This is a genomic window from Dorea longicatena (assembly GCF_025150085.1).
Taxonomy (GTDB): Bacteria; Bacillota; Clostridia; order Lachnospirales; family Lachnospiraceae; genus Dorea_A; species Dorea_A longicatena.
In genome coordinates this window covers 1,106,807-1,126,880 of record NZ_CP102280.1, presented here as the reverse complement: position 1 = coordinate 1,126,880, position 20,074 = coordinate 1,106,807, and the positions used below count along the sequence as shown (strand labels likewise).

At 41.9% G+C, this 20,074-nt stretch carries 15 protein-coding genes, 2 tRNA genes, 1 pseudogene and 1 other annotated feature; of the genes and pseudogenes, 2 read left to right on the top strand and 16 right to left on the bottom strand.

The genetic code is table 11. From position 1 onward, the window contains the following. Positions 1 to 57: 57 nt before the first annotated feature. The 7 genes and pseudogenes from NQ508_RS05295 to ilvB form a co-directional block, all read right to left on the bottom strand. Positions 58 to 186 (bottom strand): annotated as a pseudogene (locus NQ508_RS05295) (GntR family transcriptional regulator); the annotation flags it as partial. A gap of 238 nt (positions 187 to 424) precedes the next feature. Further along, positions 425 to 1,939: an APC family permease gene (locus NQ508_RS05290; protein ID WP_006427059.1), complete on the bottom strand. Its 1,515-nt coding sequence runs from the start codon at positions 1,937 to 1,939 to the stop codon at positions 425 to 427. Positions 1,940 to 1,951: 12 nt separating this feature from the next. After that, entirely contained in the window at positions 1,952 to 2,557 is a 606-nt protein-coding gene (locus NQ508_RS05285) for a cytidylate kinase-like family protein (protein ID WP_006427060.1), read from the bottom strand. Positions 2,558 to 2,866: 309 nt separating this feature from the next. Then, positions 2,867 to 5,074: a SulP family inorganic anion transporter gene (locus NQ508_RS05280; RefSeq protein WP_006427061.1), complete on the bottom strand. Its 2,208-nt coding sequence runs from the start codon at positions 5,072 to 5,074 to the stop codon at positions 2,867 to 2,869. A gap of 164 nt (positions 5,075 to 5,238) precedes the next feature. Then, entirely contained in the window at positions 5,239 to 6,264 is a 1,026-nt protein-coding gene (locus NQ508_RS05275; protein WP_006427062.1) for a branched-chain amino acid aminotransferase, read from the bottom strand. 138 nt (positions 6,265 to 6,402) lie between these two features. Next, positions 6,403 to 6,915 (bottom strand): acetolactate synthase small subunit, encoded by a 513-nt coding sequence (gene ilvN, locus NQ508_RS05270; RefSeq protein WP_006427063.1) that lies wholly within the window; start codon positions 6,913 to 6,915, stop codon positions 6,403 to 6,405. Between the two features lie 27 nt (positions 6,916 to 6,942). Next, on the bottom strand, positions 6,943 to 8,664 hold the full coding sequence (gene ilvB, locus NQ508_RS05265) for a biosynthetic-type acetolactate synthase large subunit (RefSeq protein WP_006427064.1): 1,722 nt from the start codon (positions 8,662 to 8,664) through the stop codon (positions 6,943 to 6,945). Positions 8,665 to 8,730: 66 nt separating this feature from the next. Then, positions 8,731 to 9,018 (bottom strand) — a binding site (T-box leader). Between the two features lie 235 nt (positions 9,019 to 9,253). Here ilvB and NQ508_RS05260 point away from each other — a divergent pair. Together NQ508_RS05260 and glgD are read left to right on the top strand one after the other, a co-directional pair. Beyond that, a complete protein-coding gene (locus NQ508_RS05260) occupies positions 9,254 to 10,393 on the top strand; it encodes a glucose-1-phosphate adenylyltransferase (RefSeq protein ID WP_006427065.1) in 1,140 nt (379 codons plus the stop codon). A 1-nt stretch (position 10,394) separates the two neighbouring features. Then, on the top strand, positions 10,395 to 11,510 hold the full coding sequence (glgD, locus tag NQ508_RS05255) for a glucose-1-phosphate adenylyltransferase subunit GlgD (protein ID WP_006427066.1): 1,116 nt from the start codon (positions 10,395 to 10,397) through the stop codon (positions 11,508 to 11,510). Between the two features lie 105 nt (positions 11,511 to 11,615). Here glgD and NQ508_RS05250 read toward each other — a convergent pair whose 3' ends face one another. The 9 genes from NQ508_RS05250 to aspS form a co-directional block, all read right to left on the bottom strand. Beyond that, complete coding sequence (locus NQ508_RS05250) at positions 11,616 to 12,806, bottom strand: glycosyltransferase family 4 protein (RefSeq protein ID WP_006427067.1); 1,191 nt, start codon at positions 12,804 to 12,806, stop codon at positions 11,616 to 11,618. 10 nt (positions 12,807 to 12,816) lie between these two features. Beyond that, positions 12,817 to 13,305 (bottom strand): dihydrofolate reductase, encoded by a 489-nt coding sequence (locus tag NQ508_RS05245; protein ID WP_006427068.1) that lies wholly within the window; start codon positions 13,303 to 13,305, stop codon positions 12,817 to 12,819. 68 nt (positions 13,306 to 13,373) lie between these two features. Continuing rightward, positions 13,374 to 14,222, bottom strand: a complete 849-nt coding sequence (gene thyA, locus NQ508_RS05240; RefSeq protein ID WP_006427069.1) for a thymidylate synthase — start codon at positions 14,220 to 14,222, stop codon at positions 13,374 to 13,376. Between the two features lie 31 nt (positions 14,223 to 14,253). After that, complete coding sequence (locus NQ508_RS05235; protein WP_022415014.1) at positions 14,254 to 14,685, bottom strand: MarR family winged helix-turn-helix transcriptional regulator; 432 nt, start codon at positions 14,683 to 14,685, stop codon at positions 14,254 to 14,256. A 96-nt stretch (positions 14,686 to 14,781) separates the two neighbouring features. Continuing rightward, positions 14,782 to 16,149 carry an MATE family efflux transporter gene (locus NQ508_RS05230; protein ID WP_044919794.1) on the bottom strand — a complete coding sequence of 456 codons (1,368 nt, stop codon included), beginning with the start codon at positions 16,147 to 16,149 and terminating at the stop codon, positions 14,782 to 14,784. 128 nt (positions 16,150 to 16,277) lie between these two features. Further along, entirely contained in the window at positions 16,278 to 17,564 is a 1,287-nt protein-coding gene (locus NQ508_RS05225; protein WP_006427073.1) for a homoserine dehydrogenase, read from the bottom strand. Between the two features lie 238 nt (positions 17,565 to 17,802). Continuing rightward, positions 17,803 to 17,875 (bottom strand) — tRNA-Gly (locus tag NQ508_RS05220). A gap of 28 nt (positions 17,876 to 17,903) precedes the next feature. Beyond that, positions 17,904 to 17,976: transfer RNA gene (locus NQ508_RS05215), tRNA-Gly, on the bottom strand. 242 nt (positions 17,977 to 18,218) lie between these two features. Further along, the gene (gene aspS / locus NQ508_RS05210) at positions 18,219 to 20,030 is read right to left on the bottom strand and encodes an aspartate--tRNA ligase (RefSeq protein ID WP_006427075.1); all 1,812 of its coding nucleotides are present in this window, start codon (positions 20,028 to 20,030) and stop codon (positions 18,219 to 18,221) included. Between the last annotated feature and the right edge of the window lie 44 nt (positions 20,031 to 20,074).

Sequence of the window (20,074 nt, the reverse complement as noted above, 5' to 3'; positions counted from 1 at the left end):
AAAGCGCACACGTGTTAAAATTCTCTCTTCTCCATCACCCGCATAGAGATTATCATATGCAAATGTACGTACAGAAGGAAGTGCTGTATCTTCCTTCAATTCCCCATGCATGATTCTTTCTTTAATCTGTCCCATGATCTGTTCATAGATGGGCTGCATGGATGAGTGGTTGATGATTATGTTCATAACGTTATTCCTCCGTTGTTAACAGTATATAACAGTGCAGAACTGTTATCAACTGTTATATTCTGTTTATGGTAAGTACTCACGGTTACGTCCTCCGTTTCATTCGTCATATCTTACGCATTCGATACACACAGAATAAAAAGCAACCAGGTCTTTCTGTGCATTCGCAGTCATGGCTGGAGTTGCACAGAAAGATCTGATTGCTTTTTATGTAGATTCGGGTATCCAAAGTGATGAATTAAACACCAAGTACTACATCTATCGCATGATCAATTACCTCATCCAATTTTTCCTCATCTGCCTCCGGCATAAGCGTAGCAGAATCTTCATCGGAAATAAGCTCTACAAGACTTCCAAAGTCCTCTTTATATTTACTCTTACAAATTGCATAGAATACTACTCCAAGCAGACTCCATGCCACAACCATTCCCCATTCAGGGAGGATTAAGTTACCGCCGGATCCCGGAATGCAGTACATACACACCATGAATCCAGACATCAGAACCGCCATAGTTCCTACAAATTTGTAATGCTTTACTTTATACGGTCTTGGCATATCCGGTTCTTTTTTTCTCAGGATTAAAAATGATAAAGATACCATGCAGTAGGCCATACAGCAGCCAAAGTTTCCTGCATCACAGATCCAAACCATCATAACTCTTCCTGCAAATGGAGCCAGCATCGTAAGCACTCCGATCAGTATCAGTGCATTGATCGGTGTCTTATGTTTTGGATGCAGTTTTGAAAACATTTTTGGTATCATATAAGACTCTGCCATGGAATACATTGCACGTGATCCTCCGATCATAAACGAATTCCATGATGTAATAATTCCACACATTCCTCCAACAATAATTACCTTTGCCATAACAGATGTACGGAATGCCACAGCCATCGCATCTGCTGTTACAAGTCCGGTTCCTTTCTGTGATGCTGCAATTGCTCCGGAATCCAGAACCATACCTACAGCCAGAATAACGAACGAATAAAATATAACGGCGAGGATGACCGAAAGAATCAGCATTTTTCCGATCTTTTTCGGTGGAACATTGATTTCTTCCGATGCCTGCGGAATTACGTCAAATCCGATGAAATAAAATGGCGAAAGCACTGCTACACCAAGAACAGCTTTTACATTCGATACTCCGGTTGTTCCGGCAAATATCTGACCGTCCAGATTATCAACTGTTCCGTTGAGTACAGATGCAATGATCAGCAGGATTCCTGCGCCACCTATAATTACCGTTAAGATTGTCTGTAAGATCGCAGCTGTCTTCGCTCCCATAATATTAATGACCATGATCAGAAATGCTACTACGATCGCAACGATCAGCCAGGATGCATAGATATCAAACCCTGCTACTGTATAAAGGTATCCCTTTAAGAATCCAGGACACAGATATGTAATGATCGTTGGAAATGCACATGCTTCAAAACATGTAACACCGACATATCCAAGAATGATCGCCCATGTACACACGAATGAACCAACCGGACCCATTGCCCTGTGACTGAAGACATGTTCCCCTCCACACTGTGGCATAGCCGCCGTAAGCTCTGCATAAGTAAGACCTACGAAAAATATCATAACACCACCGATTGCAAATCCAAGTGCCGCGCCAACGACACCACCTTTTTCAATCCATCCTCCGGTCGATACAACCCAGCCCCATCCGATCATTGCACCAAATGCAATCACAAGAATGTCCCAGGCACTGAATACCTTGTCAAAATCTGATTTTTTCTTATTCATATAATCAACTCCTTACTGTTTTTCTACTTGTTTTGCAAGTGTCTCAATTAATCGGGCTGTTCCATCTACTCCCAGCAGACTACTGTCAATTAAGATATCTCTGTTATGTCGGTCTCCTCGGTTACTTCCGGTTAATGCCATGTGACGCTTATGGTACCTTTTATCCGTTTCAAGAATAATCTGTTTTGCTTCTTTCTCTGAAACCTTATGACTTTCCATTACATTTTTTATCCTTACTTCATCCGGCGAATAGATAAAGACTCTTAAAATCGGCTTATGTTCTTTTAGAATATAATCTGCGGAACGACCGATAATCACACAGGATTCTCTGTCCGACAACTTGCGGATAATCGTTTTCTGTACATGAATCGCACGTTTTGTAAGATCTGCGTATTGTGAAAACTCTCCTCGTTCCTCTCCTTCTGCACCTTTTCCAACAATTGTTACGCCTTCTTCGACCTTTTCCATGATTTCTCCGGGGATTCCAACTTCATGAATAATTGCATCTACTATATTTCTGTCATAAAACTGAAATCCCAGGTCTTCTGCTATTTTCCTTCCAATCTGATTTCCCTTTGCTCCATATTCGCATCCAATTGTAATTACCAAATGTGACATTGTCTCATCCCTTCTTCCATATATCTGATACTATCCTGTAAAAGATCACATTTTGTCATTTTTCATATCTATAACATACCCAGAACCTGCCATCGACAGCTCCTTGCGAATGCATGGGAGCAAAAAAGCGAAGTGACTCACTATCCTGTAAGCCTCTTCGCTTTCTATATCCCAAAGTATGCAAGAAAAGTTGCCATTGGCAAATTCTCTATGTCTATCTATTTAATTATCTTTTACAACACTATCACTGTACCACTGTAAATCATTTATGTCAACACATTTTTCAATCAGTGATTACTTTTTCTACCGTTACTCCTCTTCCTTCTCCCTGATCTGCACTTCCCACTCATGCAGTTTTCTGGCTGCCTCCGGATTCTGTTTTTCCAGGCGCTTTTCCAGTCTTTCCCGGCTCTTCTTCAAATGTTCTACAATTTCCGGATGATGTAATAACAGCTGTTGTTCGATCTTTCGTCTTCTCTTTTCAATCAACTGAAGGATCACTTTTCTGTCTCCTCTTAAATTCTCCGGAAGTTCATCCAAATGCATTTCCATTCGTCTTAAAATCTCATCTTCATCCAAAACGCCCAGCGAATGCCAGTTTTTGAGTTTCTCTTCGAACCCTACGTCTGCAAGTCTTTCCAGATCCGGAAGTTTGTGAATCTGTTCCATGACCTGGTGTACTTTCTTCTCCATTTCTTCAACCGCATCATCTCCAAATGCCCAGGCAAATTCTTCCAGCGTATTTTCCTCTTCTGCCGGAACCATCGCCTCATGTACCGCATGAACAGCCGCCGGTATCTCCAGCTGCCAAGGCATCCAGACCAAAGGGTCCCGCGCTTTATCTGCACCGGCGGTTGTTCCCATTGACGGAATGCCGGCATCCTGTAGCGCTGCAAGAATCGTTCTTCTAACCTTTCCTTCTTCAATCAGATGCCCGATCCCAAGTTTTCTCATCTGTTCATTCACATTTTCGGAATGTTCTGTAATGTAGAACTTTATTCCTTTCCTTTCAAAATTCTCTGCCATCATCTCCAGGCGATCTGCCGCCGTAATATCAATGCTGTTGATTGCTGCCGCATCTACGATCACAACCTTAGTATCTTCCTTAATACTGTTCTCAATATCTGTCTGGAAGACTTTTATATTTGCAAAGAACAGATTCTCGCTGAAACGGTATATCACTGTATGCCGGATCGGATATGCATTGCGGTTTCTCTTCAGATCATAATAGGCTTCTTTTCCAGGAATCATTCCCCGTAATGATCTCGGTGGATTTGTCGCTCGAAGCACTACCGCCACAAAGGACAGCAAAAGTCCGATTACCACACCATAGATAGTTCCAAAAACCAGCACGCTTACACATGCCGCCACAAAGATATAAAATTCATTACGGCTCACTCTGAACAGGCGTACTGCCAGATGCAGTTCTACTACATTCATCAGTGCAGAAATTACAATGGCTGTAAGGACCGGAACCGGCAGATAGCCGATAAACCCGGTTGCGCCAAGAAGAACCAGGGCCATTGTAATTGCTGCCACAACAGACACTGCCTGTGTCTTTCCTTCATACTGCTCATTCATAGATGTTCTGGATATACTTCCGTTCACCGGACAGCACCCTACACATGCCGCCGCGATATTTCCCATCGCACAGGCAAGGATTTCCTGATTCTCATCGATCTTATATCCGTTCTTCATTGCGAAATTATTCTCTGACAAAAGTGTCTCCGCCATTACAACTGCCGCGATCATCAAACTTCTTCCCAAAGCCTGTCTCAGATCAATTCCCACAAACCGGAAATGGACCAGTTTCGGAAGTCCTTTTCCCACCGCATCAAGAAGGACCACACCATATTCATCTACATGGAATATTCTGGTTGCCGCCACTCCGGCTGCCATGATAACAATTGCCATTGGAAATTTCGGTATCATTTTTCCTGCCACACGAAGCAATATCAGCGCACCTGCACCAAGTATCACTGACAACCAGTTAATCTCTTTACCGGTCTGTGCAATATGTCTGATAAGTTCCGGAAGTTCCCCGGATCCGGCTTTCCCGCCTAATATCTTCGGGATCTGCATTAAAATGATCGTAAGCGCAATCCCACTGATAAATCCGCCCATAACCGGTGTTGATATAAAGTCCACGATTCTTCCTGCTTTCAAAAAGTAAAACAACAATAGCCATATTCCCGTAAGAAGTGCGATCACAGGCACATACTGTATTGCCTCTTTACTTCCGTTTTCTATTCCAAGCGACACAAGTGCTGCCCCAACAATCGCTGCCGGTGCCGCATCCACCCCAAAGATAAACTGCCTGGACGTTGAAAATAATGCAAAGAACAGAATCGGGAACACCGAACCATATAGTCCATATACTGCCGGAAGTCCCGCAATCTGTGCATATCCCATTGAAATAGGAATGGACACCGCAGCCATAATAATCCCCGAAAAGATATCCTTGGGAAGATATTCTTTTTTATAATCTTTCAGTGTTGAAAATAATAAATCCTTCATACATCAAACCCTTTCACCTGATTATTCTTTCTATACTTTACACGCATTTTCAAAAAGAGGCAAGGTTCTGAGAAAATTCTCAGTTCCCTGCCTCTTCTATAATATCTTCGTTTTATATCCGTTTCACCGGATGTCCGCCCTGATACTTTTTCTGGTATCTGGTATTAGCAGATCTTGCAAATCCATCCTTCCGGAGCTTCAATATGTCCCATCTGGATTCCTGTTAATGTCTCATACAGTTTCTTTGTAACAGGTCCCATCTCTTCCATTCCGCTTGGGAAGCAGATCTCTTTGCCGTGGTCAACGATCTTTCCTACAGGAGAGATAACTGCTGCTGTACCGCAAAGTCCACACTCTGCAAAATCACCAAGTTCATCTAAGTAAACTTCTCTTTCTTCTACTTCCAGTCCAAGATAATGCTCTGCAACATACATCAGAGAACGTCTTGTAATAGATGGAAGAATGGTAGATGATTTTGGTGTTACAACTTTGTTATCTTTTGTTACAAAGATGAAGTTAGCTCCACCAGTCTCTTCTACTTTCGTTCTTGTTGCTGCATCCAGATACATGTTCTCATCGTATCCTTCTTCATGTGCTGTTACGATTGCATGAAGGCTCATTGCATAGTTCAGTCCGGCTTTTACATGACCTGTTCCATGCGGTGCTGCACGGTCAAAATCAGAAACTTTAATAGTAATTGGTTTTGCTCCACCTTTGAAGTATGGTCCAACTGGTGTAGCAAATACACGGAACTGATATTCTTCTGCAGGTTTTACACCGATAACGGCACTGGAACCGAACATATATGGTCTTACATATAATGTTGCTCCTGATCCGTATGGCGGTACATAAGCTGCATTTGCTTTTACAACCTGTTTGATTGCATCTACAAATCTATCTTCCGGGAATACAGGCATTTCAAGTCTTGCTGCTGAATTTGCCATTCTTGCTGCATTCAGATCCGGGCGGAATGTTACGATATGACCATCTTCTGTGGTATACGCTTTCATTCCTTCAAAACATGTCTGTGCATACTGAAGTACGCCTGCACATTCGCTAATTGTAATCTGATCATCGGAGGTAAGTGTACCTTCATCCCATGCTCCATTTTTAAAATTGGAAACATATCTCTTGTCTGTCTTCATATAGCCAAATCCAATGTTTGACCAGTCAATATTTTTCTTCTCCATTTTGACTCCTCCGTCCTTTTAACAACTGTTTGATTTATCATCTTGTCCTATTATAATACTACTGTTTTCAAAATTCAAGAGTGCACTCTGTTTTTTTATTATACATTTTAATTTTCGATTTATTTCGACCATGAATCTCTATCTTTCCATCATGCTGATCGATTCGATACCAACACTTCCTCCGCGCACAACTTCGATACTTTCAAACTCTTCTTTCATCAGTTTGATAACTGCATCATTCTTGGTCGCCGTCTGAACAAATTCCATGAGAACACTGTCTTTCCCATAGTCAATCACCTTCGCCTTGAACGTCTCTGCGATCTGGAAGCATTCCACTTTATCATCTTTCGTGCATTTACGTACTTTTACATATAAGATTTCTTTCATACGTACAAAGACATCCGTAAAATCAATTACTTTGATCACTTCAACCAGACGGTTCAGCTGCTTTTTGATCTGTTCAAATGTCTCATCATCGCTGACTGTCGCGATCGTCATTCTGGATACAGTCGGATCTTCTGTCGTACCAACAGTCAGACTGTCCAGATTGTAAGATTTTCCGGAAAACAGACCGGAAATCTTTGACAGAACTCCCACCTGGTTCTCTACATATAATGAAATCCAGCGCTTTTTCATACCATTATTATTCATTATTTTATCTCCTTTCGTCTCTTATTCTTAACAATCCATGATCAGGTCTTCCAGTGTTCCACCTGGTTTTACCATCGGATACACCAGATCCTCCGGATCAATGTCGAACTCAAGGATATATGGGGTCTTTGTACTCTTCATTGCCTCTCTGAATGCAGGTTCGATATCTTCTTTCTTTGTAATATGAATTCCTTTTGCGCCATAGCTGTCAGCCAGCTTCATGAAATCCGGTGTATACGTCGGACACTCTACCTCTCCGCATTTTCCCCTGCAGGCTGCTCCGGAACGAAGACAGGTCATCGAATAACGCTTTCCATAGAACAATTTCTGCCACTGGCGTACCATACCCAGATTATTATTATTGAAGATACAACTGATGATCGGGAGTTCTTCAAGCACCGCTGTAGCGAGCTCCTGACTGTTCATCTGAAATCCTCCGTCTCCCGAAATTGAAATAACAGGCACATCCGGATTACCAATCTTCGCACCGATAGCTCCCGGCATACCATATCCCATAGTTCCAAGACCGCCGGACATCAGAAGTTTTTTCTTTTCCGTGATCTCGATAAACTGTGCCGTAAACATCTGATGCTGTCCAACATCTGTTACAATAATTGCCTCATCAAAGATACGGTTGATCGTTTCTATCACATCCTGTGGTGTCATGATTGGTTTCTTCTTCATCATCAGTGGATGTTCCTCTTTCCACTCTTTGATCGTCGCAAGCCACTTCTTCGTCTCACACTCAGATACATATTCCAGCATTTTTGATACTGCCTCTTTTGCATCTGCCACGATAGGTACATCTACCTGTACGTTTTTTGAAATTGCAGCTGTATCAATATCAATATGTACAATCTGTGCATTTGGTGCAAATGAATGAAGCTTTCCGGTAATTCTGTCATTGAATCTGGTTCCTATCGAGAATAACAGATCACACTCATTTACCGCCATATTACACGCATATGCGCCATGCATTCCAAGATTACCAATATATAAAGGATGTGTCGTCGGAATCGCTCCACGTCCCATAACAGTTGTGACTACCGGAACGTTCGTCATGTCAACCAGTTTTGTAAATTCTTCATTGGCATGTGCGATATTAACGCCTCCTCCGGCAAGGAATAATGGTTTCTTTGCTTTTGAAAGCATCTTGATCGCACGTTTTAACTGTCCTACATGAACATGTGTATTCGGTTTATATCCCCGGATATTTACCTCCTTCGGATATTCGGCATTTCCAAGTTCACCCATCACATCTTTTGGAAGATCGATCAGTACCGGGCCCGGCCTTCCTGTTCTTGCAATATAAAAAGCTTCTTTAATAATACGTCCCAGATCTTCTCTGTTTCTTACTGTTACACCATACTTTGTGATACTTCTGGTAATTCCTACGATATCAACTTCCTGAAATGCATCATTACCGATCAGGTGTCTGGATACCTGACCTGTAAAGCATACAAGCGGTACACTGTCGTAATATGCTGTTGCAAGTCCTGTTACAAGATTCGTTGCTCCAGGTCCGCTCGTAACAAGACATACACCTACTTTTCCCGTTGATCTTGCATAAGCATCTGCTTCATGCACCAATGCCACTTCCTGCCTTGGAAGGATCACCTTTGTATAATCCTGTTTATAAAGTTCGTCACTGATGTCAATTGTACAGGCTCCCGGATAACCGAATATTGTATCCACCTGCTCTTCACTCAGTGCTTTTACCAGTAATTTATTGCCACTGATCTTCTTCATATACTACCTCCTTGAAATCTGATCATTTTCATACCGGATATAATAAAAAAACACCCCAAGCTGTCAGCTCAGGGCGAATATTACATCCGTGTTACCACCTAAATTCAGAAATTACTTTCTGCTCTCTGTTCAGTACAGGAACGTTTCCCTTATCCTGGTTTCACTTTCCGATACTGCCTCCCTGATAACGCTGGGACTGCGTTGAAGTCTACTCAGATATTCTTACACTTTATCTATATCCTTTCGGTTCACAGCTCAAAGGCTACTTCCATAAATCCTTCACGAAGACTTGCACCTTCCATCTTCTCTCTTTGCTTCGGGAATCTATGTACTCCTCCTTGTCATAGCATTCACTGAATATTTATAAAATATTATATGTGATATTCTACAATATTGTCAACTCTTTTCATTTCGTTAATTTCTTGTCATGCTTTTTTTACCATAATCTGTCAAATTTTTCATCCTTTCCACAAATTTAAGTGTATTTTTCAAAAAAATTTGTGATTTTTTCCATTTTTTTCAAAAATCATATGGCAAATATTTGCAAAAAATTATACAATATATTCATAAGCAATAAGGAGGATATATTATGAAACAAAATAATATGTTAGCGATGATATTGGCCGGCGGTAGAGGCTCACGTCTTCACGAACTGACAAATAAAGTTGCAAAACCAGCTGTTTCTTATGGTGGAAAATACAGAATCATTGATTTTCCACTCAGTAACTGTGCCAACAGCGGCATCAATGTTGTAGGAGTATTAACCCAGTATGAATCCATTCTGTTAAACAGTTATGTTGCTGCAGGCAGACGCTGGGGATTAGACGCAAAAGAAAGTGGTGTTTTTGTTCTTCCACCACGTGAGAAAGCAGATGCCAATCTGGATGTATACAGAGGTACTGCTGACGCAATCTCACAGAATATCGACTTTATCGATACATACTCACCGGAATATCTTCTGGTACTTTCCGGAGATCATATCTACAAGATGAATTATGATAAGATGTTGCAGGAACATAAAGATAACGGAGCAGATGCAACAATTGCAGTTATCGAAGTTCCGATGAAAGAAGCAAGCCGTTTCGGTATCATGAATACAGATGATGAGAACCGTATCATAGAATTTGAAGAAAAACCAGAACATCCAAAGAGTAATCTTGCATCTATGGGAATCTATATCTTCAACTGGAAACTGTTACGCAAAAAACTGGTTGCCGATATGAAAGATCCTGATTCCAACCATGATTTTGGAAAAGATATCATACCAACTCTTCTGAATGACGGAAAAAAATTATATGCATACAAATTCAAAGGATACTGGAAAGATGTAGGAACGATTGATTCTCTCTGGGAAGCCAACATGGATCTGCTCAGTAAGAACAACGAGCTGGATCTGAACGATCCTACCTGGAAAATTTACACAGAGGATGCTACTGCTCTTCCTCAGTATATCGGACCGGATGCTGAAATTAACCATGCATTCGTCAATCAGGGCTGCGTAATCGAAGGTGAAATTACAAATTCCGTACTTTTCACAGGTGCAAAAGTAGGAAAAGGCGCTAAGATTATCAACAGTGTACTGATGCCTGGTGTAGTAGTAGATGAAAATGCTGTCGTTACACGTGCACTGGTTGCTGATAATGTTAAAATTGGTGCAGGCGCTGTTGTCGGCGACGCAAAGAGCGAACATATCGAGCTCATTTCCAAACGTGTAAAGGGGGTAGAATAATATGGCTAAAGCATTTGGAATCGTAAACTTTGCCGGAAATCACATCAGAGTGGAAGGCATGCAGGAATATCGTCCGGTAGGTGCATTCTCTTTCCTTGGACGTTATCGTGTTATTGACTTCCCTATCTCAAATATGAGTAACAGTGGTATCGACCACATTCAGGTCTATATCCGCAGAAATCCACAGTCTTTGACTGCGCATCTTGGAACAGGACGCCACTACAATATCAACTCAAAGAGCGGTAATCTTCAGATTCTCTATTCCGGTCTCGGAATGAACATGAGTCTGTATAACAATGACATTGCTTCTTATATTGAAAACCTGGAATATATCGAACAAGAACTGGCCGAATATGTTGTTATTGCACCAAGTTACATGGTCTACACACAGGATTACAAGAAACTGTTAAATGATCATATCGAATCCGGTGCTGATATTACATTACTGTATCATTCTGTAGATACTGCAAAAGAATATTTCCTGAACTGTTACGCATTGAACCTGAACAAGCAGAAAGGAGTTCTTTCTCTGGAACAGAATCACGGAAATGCAAAGAATAAAAATATCTTCATGGATACTTATGTTATGAAGAAAGATCTGTTCATCGAACTGATCCACAAAGCAAAAAAGACTTCTTCTGTATACACTTTATTAGATATCGTGAATGCATCCTGTGATGAACTCGATATCCGCGGTGTTTCTCACAAAGGTTATTTCGCTGCAATCTCTGATTTCAAGAGTTATTATGATTCAAACCTTTCTCTGACAGATATTAAAACTGCTCAGAATCTGTTTGATCCAAACTGGCCAATCTACACAAGAACAAATGATTCCTGCCCGACACAGTATTTTGAAACAGGAAATGTTAAAAATTCTGTTGTATCAAACGGATGTCTGATTGAAGGTTCTCTGGAACATTCTGTTGTAGGACGTGGATGTATCATCAAAAAAGGTGCTGTTATTAAGAACTGCGTAGTTCTTTCTGGCGCATACATCGGTGAGAATGTACATATTGAAAATCAGGTTGTTGACAAACACGCCAAGATCACACATGTAAAAGAGCTTACATCTTCCGAGGATCGTCCTGGATATGTAAGAAGAAATGATACACTGTAGAACGTACAGCATAAAAAATGCGGGAAGATGAAATCAATCATCTTCCCACTTTTTATAATACCATAGTATGGAAACAACGTTGGCATCGGCAGGCTCTTTGGCATTTTACCGGATTACTTCCCGTGCGATTTTTTGCCAGGAAATCCTGCTGACATCACATTCTTTTGTATCTTTTTCCTCAATTGCTTCCCGTAAAGCTTCTGCAAGTCTGCTTTCAAATGCCGGTAATTCTTCCTCCAGCGGTTCATCCGTTCCTTTCATCCCCGGAGGTAACACGTACCGGATATCTGCGTCCGGGACCATATCAGCAAGCCACTCGGCAATTCCTTCCAATTTCGTCATTACTACCCTGTCACCACAGGCCAGACTCTCAATCACAGTCAACGGAAGGCCCTCATACATAGACGGAAGCACAAAAATATCACAGTCATTGTATAGCTCTGCAAGCCTTGATTGCGTTACACATCCAGCAAACACTACCGGATATCTGCATCCATCTGCCAGTTCTTTAATCTCTTCATATTCAACGAGGTTTCCGGCACCTCCGGCAAGAATAAGTTGTATTTTTTCTTTTTCATAATCCAGAAGATTCAATGCTCTCAGAAGACTTTTTACACCTTTCTTCTGTGTAATCTTCCCCGCAAAAATCATACGGATTTTTCCGTCTTTCCTGCTTAATTTTATGCCTGTCTTTTTAAAGACCTCACTGTTATATCCGGTTCCTATCACAGTCATCTGTTTTTCTGATACCGGATATATTTTTTTTATTTTTTCTTTCTGCGCTTCCTGAAGTGCAAATATCCTGTCAAGTTTCGGAATCTCCTGCCTGATAAAATTTCTTTCAAATAAAATACTCTCCATCTGTCTCAGATCCGTATTATGGCAAAATCCATATACTTTTTTAGCAGGATAATGTGCTCTTATCAACGCCGTCAGGTAATACAAATGATGGCATAAGATAATATCCGGATTTTCTTTTTCTATTGCTTCATCCAGAACTTCAAGAAATGCAGCTTTAAATTGTCCGGCCATCTCTTCTGTCATATCCCGATATCTTGTACTGGTATAAGGCATCTCATCCGACATTCCTACTACCGGATACGGAAGCTTTTCTGACGAAAAATATACCGGATATACCGTTACCCCTTCCGGCATATCCACCCGATCCTCTCTTGTGACGCCCGCCACCACGGCCTGCGAAACACCCATCTTGGCCAGAGATCTCACCACCTCGGTCAGATAGACGCCGCTTCCCGTACTGCATGGCTTCTGCGCCGTGACACTAAGCACTCTCATTTTCGATCTGTTATCTCCTCTCGTAGATTGTAAACACATATTCCAGATCAAAATAAGTCTGTTCGTCACTGATCTTCGTCATCTCCCACTCCGGATCCTCATCCAGATTCGGGAAATATGTATCTGCATCATATGCATGGTCTATTTTTGTAATATATGCTTTTGTACAATACGGAAGCAGCTGGCGGTAAATACTCTCTCCACCGATCACAAATATATCTTCCGAATCATATTTTTTCAGTTCATCCACCATCTCTTCTATGGTATGTACAATAACTGTATCTTTTACTTTATAGTTCTTGTCTGTTGTAAGTACTACATTCACACGATTCTTAAGCGGCTGTCCGCCCGGAAAGCTTTCCAGTGTCTTTCTTCCCATCGCTACAACTTTCCCTTTCGTTGTCTCTCTGAAAAACTTCATATCCTGCGGAATACTCACCAGTAACTTATTTTCTTTTCCTATTGCCCAGTTTGAATCTACTGCAACGATCAAATTCATAATCTACATCTCCTCTTTACGTATGATATATTCTTATCTCTGACTGCCACCGGCTAATAATATTTCTTCTACACTGCCACCGGAATATTCTTAATCTGATCATGTGTCTGATAATCGATCAATTTTACATCATCTCTTGTAAACTGATAAAAGTCTTTGACCTCCGGATTCAGCCAGAACTTCGGTGCCGGAAGCGGCTTGCGGCTGATCAGTTCCTCTATCATCGGCACATGTCTGTCGTAAATATGTGCATCTGCGATCACATGTACGAACTCTCCGACTTCCATATCACATACCTGCGCCAGCATATGGATCAATACGGCATACTGACATACATTCCAGTTATTTGCCGCAAGGACATCATTCGATCTCTGATTCAGGATTGCATTCAATGTCAGTTTATCATGTCCCGGTTTCTTGGTTACATTAAATGTCATACTGTATGCACACGGATAGAGATTCATCTCATGCAGATCTTCATGCACATAAATATTCGTCATGATTCTTCTGCTGTATGGATTATTCTTAAGGTCATAGATTACACGGTCCACCTGATCAAACATGCCTTCTTTATACTGGTGCTTTACGCCCATCTGATATCCATAAGCCTTTCCGATCGAACCGTTTTCATCCGCCCAACTGTCCCAGATATGACTGTGAAGATCATTGATATTATTCGATTTCTGCTGCCAGATCCACAAAAGCTCATCCGTACAGCTTTTGATTGCTGTTCTTCGAAGTGTCAGTGCCGGAAATTCTTTCGACAGATCATACCTGTTCACAACTCCGAATTTCTTGATCGTATATGCCGGTGTTCCATCTTCCCATACCGGTCTTACTTTTTCGCCTCTGGTATCGGTACCGTTATCGATAATGTCACGGCACATATTGATAAATACTTTGTCTGCATAACTCATTTTTTGTTTCTCCTGTCCTTTCCTGTTCTCTTTACGGATCACTGATATTATAAAGAACCCGGTCCAGCATCTTTTCCAATGCCGCGATTTCCTTTTTACTCATCCCGATCGTCAGCCTCCGATCTATCTTCTTCCGGTAATTGTCCATCTTTTTCTGAATATCATATGCTTTTTCCGTCGGGTAAATGTTCTTGCATCTTTTGTCCTGATTACTTGGAACTGCCAGAATGAATCCTTTTTCATCTAACCTTTTTAAGATTCCCGTTACCGTCGGATTCTTAAGACTTAACGCCTTTTCAATGTCTTTCTGATTCACAAACTCCTTACTGCTGCCAAGAAGATAATCCAGCACTGCGCACTGCGATGATGTGATCCCTATCCCCCGAAGCAGGTTATTGAATTCCTTTTCATAAATATTATTGATCTGTTTGAACATAAATCCAACGGGTAATCGTTCTTTCATCCCTTGTATTCTCCCATTTCCCTGTAATACCGTCATCAGTCCGGGTATTCATAAATACCCGGACTATTTCAATTTATTTTACCATATTCCAACAGGCTATGCAATCTTATCCATCGCGCGAATCTCTTTTACAGCAAATCCAATTGCGACAATTCCCGCTGCCGCATCTGCAATCGGTCCCGCATACATCACCCCGTCAATTCCCATAAAAATCGGGAATATAAGTATCAGCGGAAGTAAAAAGATTACCTGTCTTGTAAGCGACACTACAATACCCAGCTTCGCTTTACCAATTGATGTAAAGAATCCGGATGACATTGGCTGGATTCCATTAACAAATGTCATAAACATAAAAATCCTGAAATATCTTGCCGCAAATTCATAATATTCTTTGCTTCCCGTACCAAAGATACTCACAAGCTGCGTTGGGAAAAACTGGAAACACAAGAAGAACACAATTCCAACCGTCATAGCAACGCGGAATGCTTTCCAATAAGTGCGTTTTACTCTGTCATACGATCCCGCTCCATAATTATATCCCCAGATTGGCTGACATCCCTGGGAAATCCCGATCGCAATAGCCATGAACACCATATTTACCTTTGAGATAACGCCCACACACGCCAGTGGAATATCTGTTCCATATACAGAAGCCGCACCATAATAGCGCAGTGTATTATTCATTGTAATCTGTACCACAGCCATGGCAATCTGATTGATACAGGAAGCCATTCCCAATGACAGGATCATTTTCAGGAGATGGCCTCTCGGACGGAACATCTCTTTTTTCAGCTCCATTTTACGAAATCTTCCAAAATATACAATTACCATAATTCCGGATACGATCTGTCCGATCACGGTCGCCCACGCAGCGCCTTTGATCCCCCAGTGGAATCCAAAGATAAACAGCGGATCTAACACCGTATTAATAATTGCCCCTGTCAGCATACAAGTCATAGAGTACGTAGGACTTCTGTCCGCGCGGATCAGATGATTCCCTCCGGTTGTCAAAATCAGGAACGGAATTCCAAATGCCGTAATTCCTGTATAATCCTGTGCATATGGCAGGATCTTTGTCGTCACACCGAAAAGATGCAGCAGAGGATCCAGGAACACCAGTACCACTGCTGCAATGATCACACCACAGATTACCAGCATGGAAAGCCCGGTCCCCGCAATCCTGCTTGCTTTCTCATGATCTCCCGCTCCGGAACACAGATTAAAATTCGACGCACTTCCGATTCCAAGAAGAAGTGCTGTTGCCGTACAGATGATCGACACAGGAAATGCAATATTAGTCGCTGCATTTCCCAGAAGTCCGACTCCCTGTCCGATAAAGATCTGATCTACAATATTATATAATGAGCTCACCAGCATACTGATAATTGCCGGAATTGCGAATTTCGCGATCAGTTTTCCCTCGCTTTCTGTTGCCAGAGGATTCACTTTTTTCTGTTCTTTCAACTTTCTTTCACTCCTTATTTTCTCACCAATTATTCATGGATTCTTATTTGATTTTCACCATACGGCGATTATAAAAGACGGAGCTTGTTACGGCCTCCGTCCTCTGAAAATATTCTGCTATTTATTATTTAATATTCACGGATCACGGTTCCAATCTCCCGTGTCGTATCCATATCCACCAGATGAGCCAGTGCATCTTCCAGATGCTTTTCTTTTACTGCTTCTGTAACAATAACAAGCTCTGCTGCATCATCTTCTTTTGTATTCTGAATCACTCTTGCAATACTTACTTTATGCACTCCGAATACACTTGCAATTGCAGCAAGTACACCTGGTTTATTATCCACCAGCATACGGATATAGAACTTGTTCTTTACTTCTTTAAAGTTCTTTACCGGTGTCTCACGATAACAGGTACAACTGATTCTTCCTGTACAATGGTATTGTATATCACGGATCACATCGATCACATCACCCATGATCGCACTGGCCGTCGGGAGTTCCCCTGCTCCTCTTCCGTAGAACATCGTATCACCGGCAGCATCAGAGCGGACAAATACTGCATTAAACGAATCTCTCACGGATGCAAGCGGATGTTCCTTCGGAATCATCATCGGATGAACAGCAACCTCAATTCCTTCTTCCGTATTATGCGCAACACCGAGTAATTTAATCACATCACCGAATTCTTCTGCGTATTCCACATCTTTCGCAGTAATTTTTGTAATTCCTTCTGTATATACATCATCGAATGTAACTCTGGAATGAAATGCAATCGATGCCATGATCGCTACCTTACGTCCTGCATCCAGTCCTTCAATATCGGCCGTCGGATCTGCCTCTGCATAACCAAGCTCTGTTGCCAGTGCCAGTGCATCGTCAAAATCCATCCCTTCTTCGATCATCTTGGTCAGAATAAAGTTCGTCGTACCATTGACAATACCGATAACTTCCTGAATCTCATTCGCCGCCAGACACTGCTTCAGCGGACGGATAATCGGGATTGCTCCTGCCACAGCTGCCTCAAATAAGAAATCCACTCCACTTTCTTCTGCCGCCTCCAAAAGTTCGTGTCCATGTGTCGCTACCAGATCTTTGTTCGCTGTCACGACATTCTTTCCTGCATGCAGTGCTTCCAGAATCATAGTTCTTGCAGGTTCGATACCACCCATCACTTCGATTACGATTTCTATCTCATCATCATTCATGATATCTTCCCACTTATCGGTTAAAAGAGACTGGTCTACACCCTCTCTCTTCTTATTCATGTTATGTACCAGTATCTTCTGAATTTCAAGACCTGCACCGGCTTTCAATGCCATTTCATCCTTCTGGCGTTCCACAAGTTTATACACCCCGCTGCCGACCGTTCCAAGTCCCAGAAGACCTGCTTTTACTACTCTTTCCTGATTCATCTTCTCACATCCCCGTTTTTTGTTCACTCTCTTTTCGTATCTACAGATATTCTGCCAGCGGCAGATTCTGCAGCTTTGTTTATACAGACTTTAGTATAGCATAGTGCTACATATAATTTCAATCCGATTCTTCCCATGCTCGGAAATTAGTACAGTTTAATCTCCTTTCTGCACAGTAACAAATCCGCACCCCCATAATTGATCAGCACAAAAAAGACGTTACAAATAGTCAATTCAGAGCGACAGACGGGACTCGAACCCGCGACCTCCACCTTGGCAAGGTGGCGTACTACCAACTGTACTACTATCGCATAGCAACTACTTGCAACGTCTTTTCAGAGCGACAGACGGGACTCGAACCCGCGACCTCCACCTTGGCAAGGTGGCGTACTACCAACTGTACTACTATCGCACATCAAGTATGTTTTATTATTTTGTGTTCATCAGAACGATATTCAGTATAACGTATATATATGGTATTGTCAACTGCTTTTTTTAATTTCTTGAATTTTTCTTTTAATTTGAAAACTCCGACAACTTTTTCTGCATGCTTTGGCAAGTGGCAGCTCCTTACGAACGCATAGTAATAAAAAAGGTGCGGGAGCAACCTTCTCTTTGGTTTTCCCGCATCTTTTACTTTATATAGCTTTTACTTTATTCTTTGTCTTCTGCCTTTTTCTCTTCTTTTGCTATAACCGCAATTCCGAGTTCCTCCAGCTGTTTTGCATCTACATGTCCCGGTGCTTCTGTCATAAGATCAGATGCATCTTTTACTTTAGGGAATGCAATTACATCACGGATGCTGTCCTGTTTTGCCATCAGCATAACCAGACGATCCAGACCATATGCAAGTCCTGCGTGCGGCGGCACTCCATACTTGAATGCTGTCAGAAGGAATCCAAACTGCTCCTGTGCCTGCTCTTCTGTAAATCCAAGCACTTCAAACATCTTGCTCTGGATATCCTGATCAAAGATTCTGACACTTCCTCCACCAATCTCGTTACCATTCAATACGATATCGTATGCTTTTGCACGGACTCTTCCCGGATCACTGTCAATATACTGAAGATCTTCTTCCATTGGCATTGTAAATGGATGGTGCATAGCTGTATAACGGTTCTGCTCTTCGCTCCACTCAAGAAGTGGGAATTCTGTTACCCACAAGAATTTGTATTCATTCTTGTCAAGAAGTTCCATCTGACGTGCGAGTTCCAGACGAAGTGCTCCCAGTGTATCCCATACAACTTTATTCTTATCTGCAGCAAATAATAACAAGTCTCCGTTCTCTCCGCCCATCGCTTCGATCAGAGCTTTCATTTCATCATCTGTCATGAATTTGGCAAATGAGGATTTCACTGTTCCGTCTTCATGAATTGCAATATACGCAAGTCCCTTTGCACCATAATCTTTTGCAAAATCAACCAGTTTATCAATCTTCTTACGAGCCATTCCGCCCTGTCCTTTGGCGTTGATACCACGAACTGTTCCACCATTTTCGATCGCATTTTTGAACACTACAAATTCACAGTCTTTTACAACATCTGTTACGTTTGTCAGTTCCATACCAAAACGGATATCCGGCTTATCTGAACCAAAGCGGTCCATTGCTTCCTGCCATGTCATTCTCTGGATTGGAAGAGATACTTCCACGCCCAGTACTTCTTTGAATAATTTGGCAAGCAGTCTTTCATTTACTTCGATTACATCATCGACATCCACGAAAGATAACTCCATATCGATCTGTGTGAATTCCGGTTGACGGTCTGCACGTAAATCTTCGTCACGGAAGCATTTTGCGATCTGGAAATATCTGTCATATCCTGAACACATCAGTAACTGTTTGAATAACTGTGGTGACTGTGGCAGCGCATAGAACTGTCCCTGCTGGATACGGCTAGGTACGAGGTAATCTCTTGCTCCTTCCGGTGTACTTTTGATCAGAACCGGTGTCTCAATCTCAAGAAATCCTTCTTCCGCAAGGAACTGACGTGTCAGAGTTGCAACCTTGCTTCTCATCATCAGATTGCGCTGCAGATCCGGTCTTCTAAGATCCAGGTATCTGTATTTCAGACGTACTTCTTCTTTTGTTTTAGAATTCTCTTCGATGTGGAACGGTGGTGTCTCTGATTCAGAAAGAATACGAAGTTCTTCCGGAATCACCTCTATCTCTCCTGTTGCAAGATGATCATTCACTGCACCGGAACGTTTTGCTACTGTTCCTACGATTGCTACTACATATTCTGCACGAAGCTTAGCTGCCTTTTCGATCAGTGCCGCTTCGCATTTTCCTTCTTCGAATACCACCTGGATAATACCTGAACGGTCTCTGACATCTACGAATACCAGACCGCCCTTATTACGGTTTTTCTGTACCCATCCCATAATGGTAACTTTCTCTCCTACATTGGCTGCAGATAATTCTGCACATCTGTGGGTTCTTTTTAACCCTTTCATTGATTCTGCCATGTTTCTTTATCTCCTTTTCCGACGTCCTTACGCCGTAATTTATT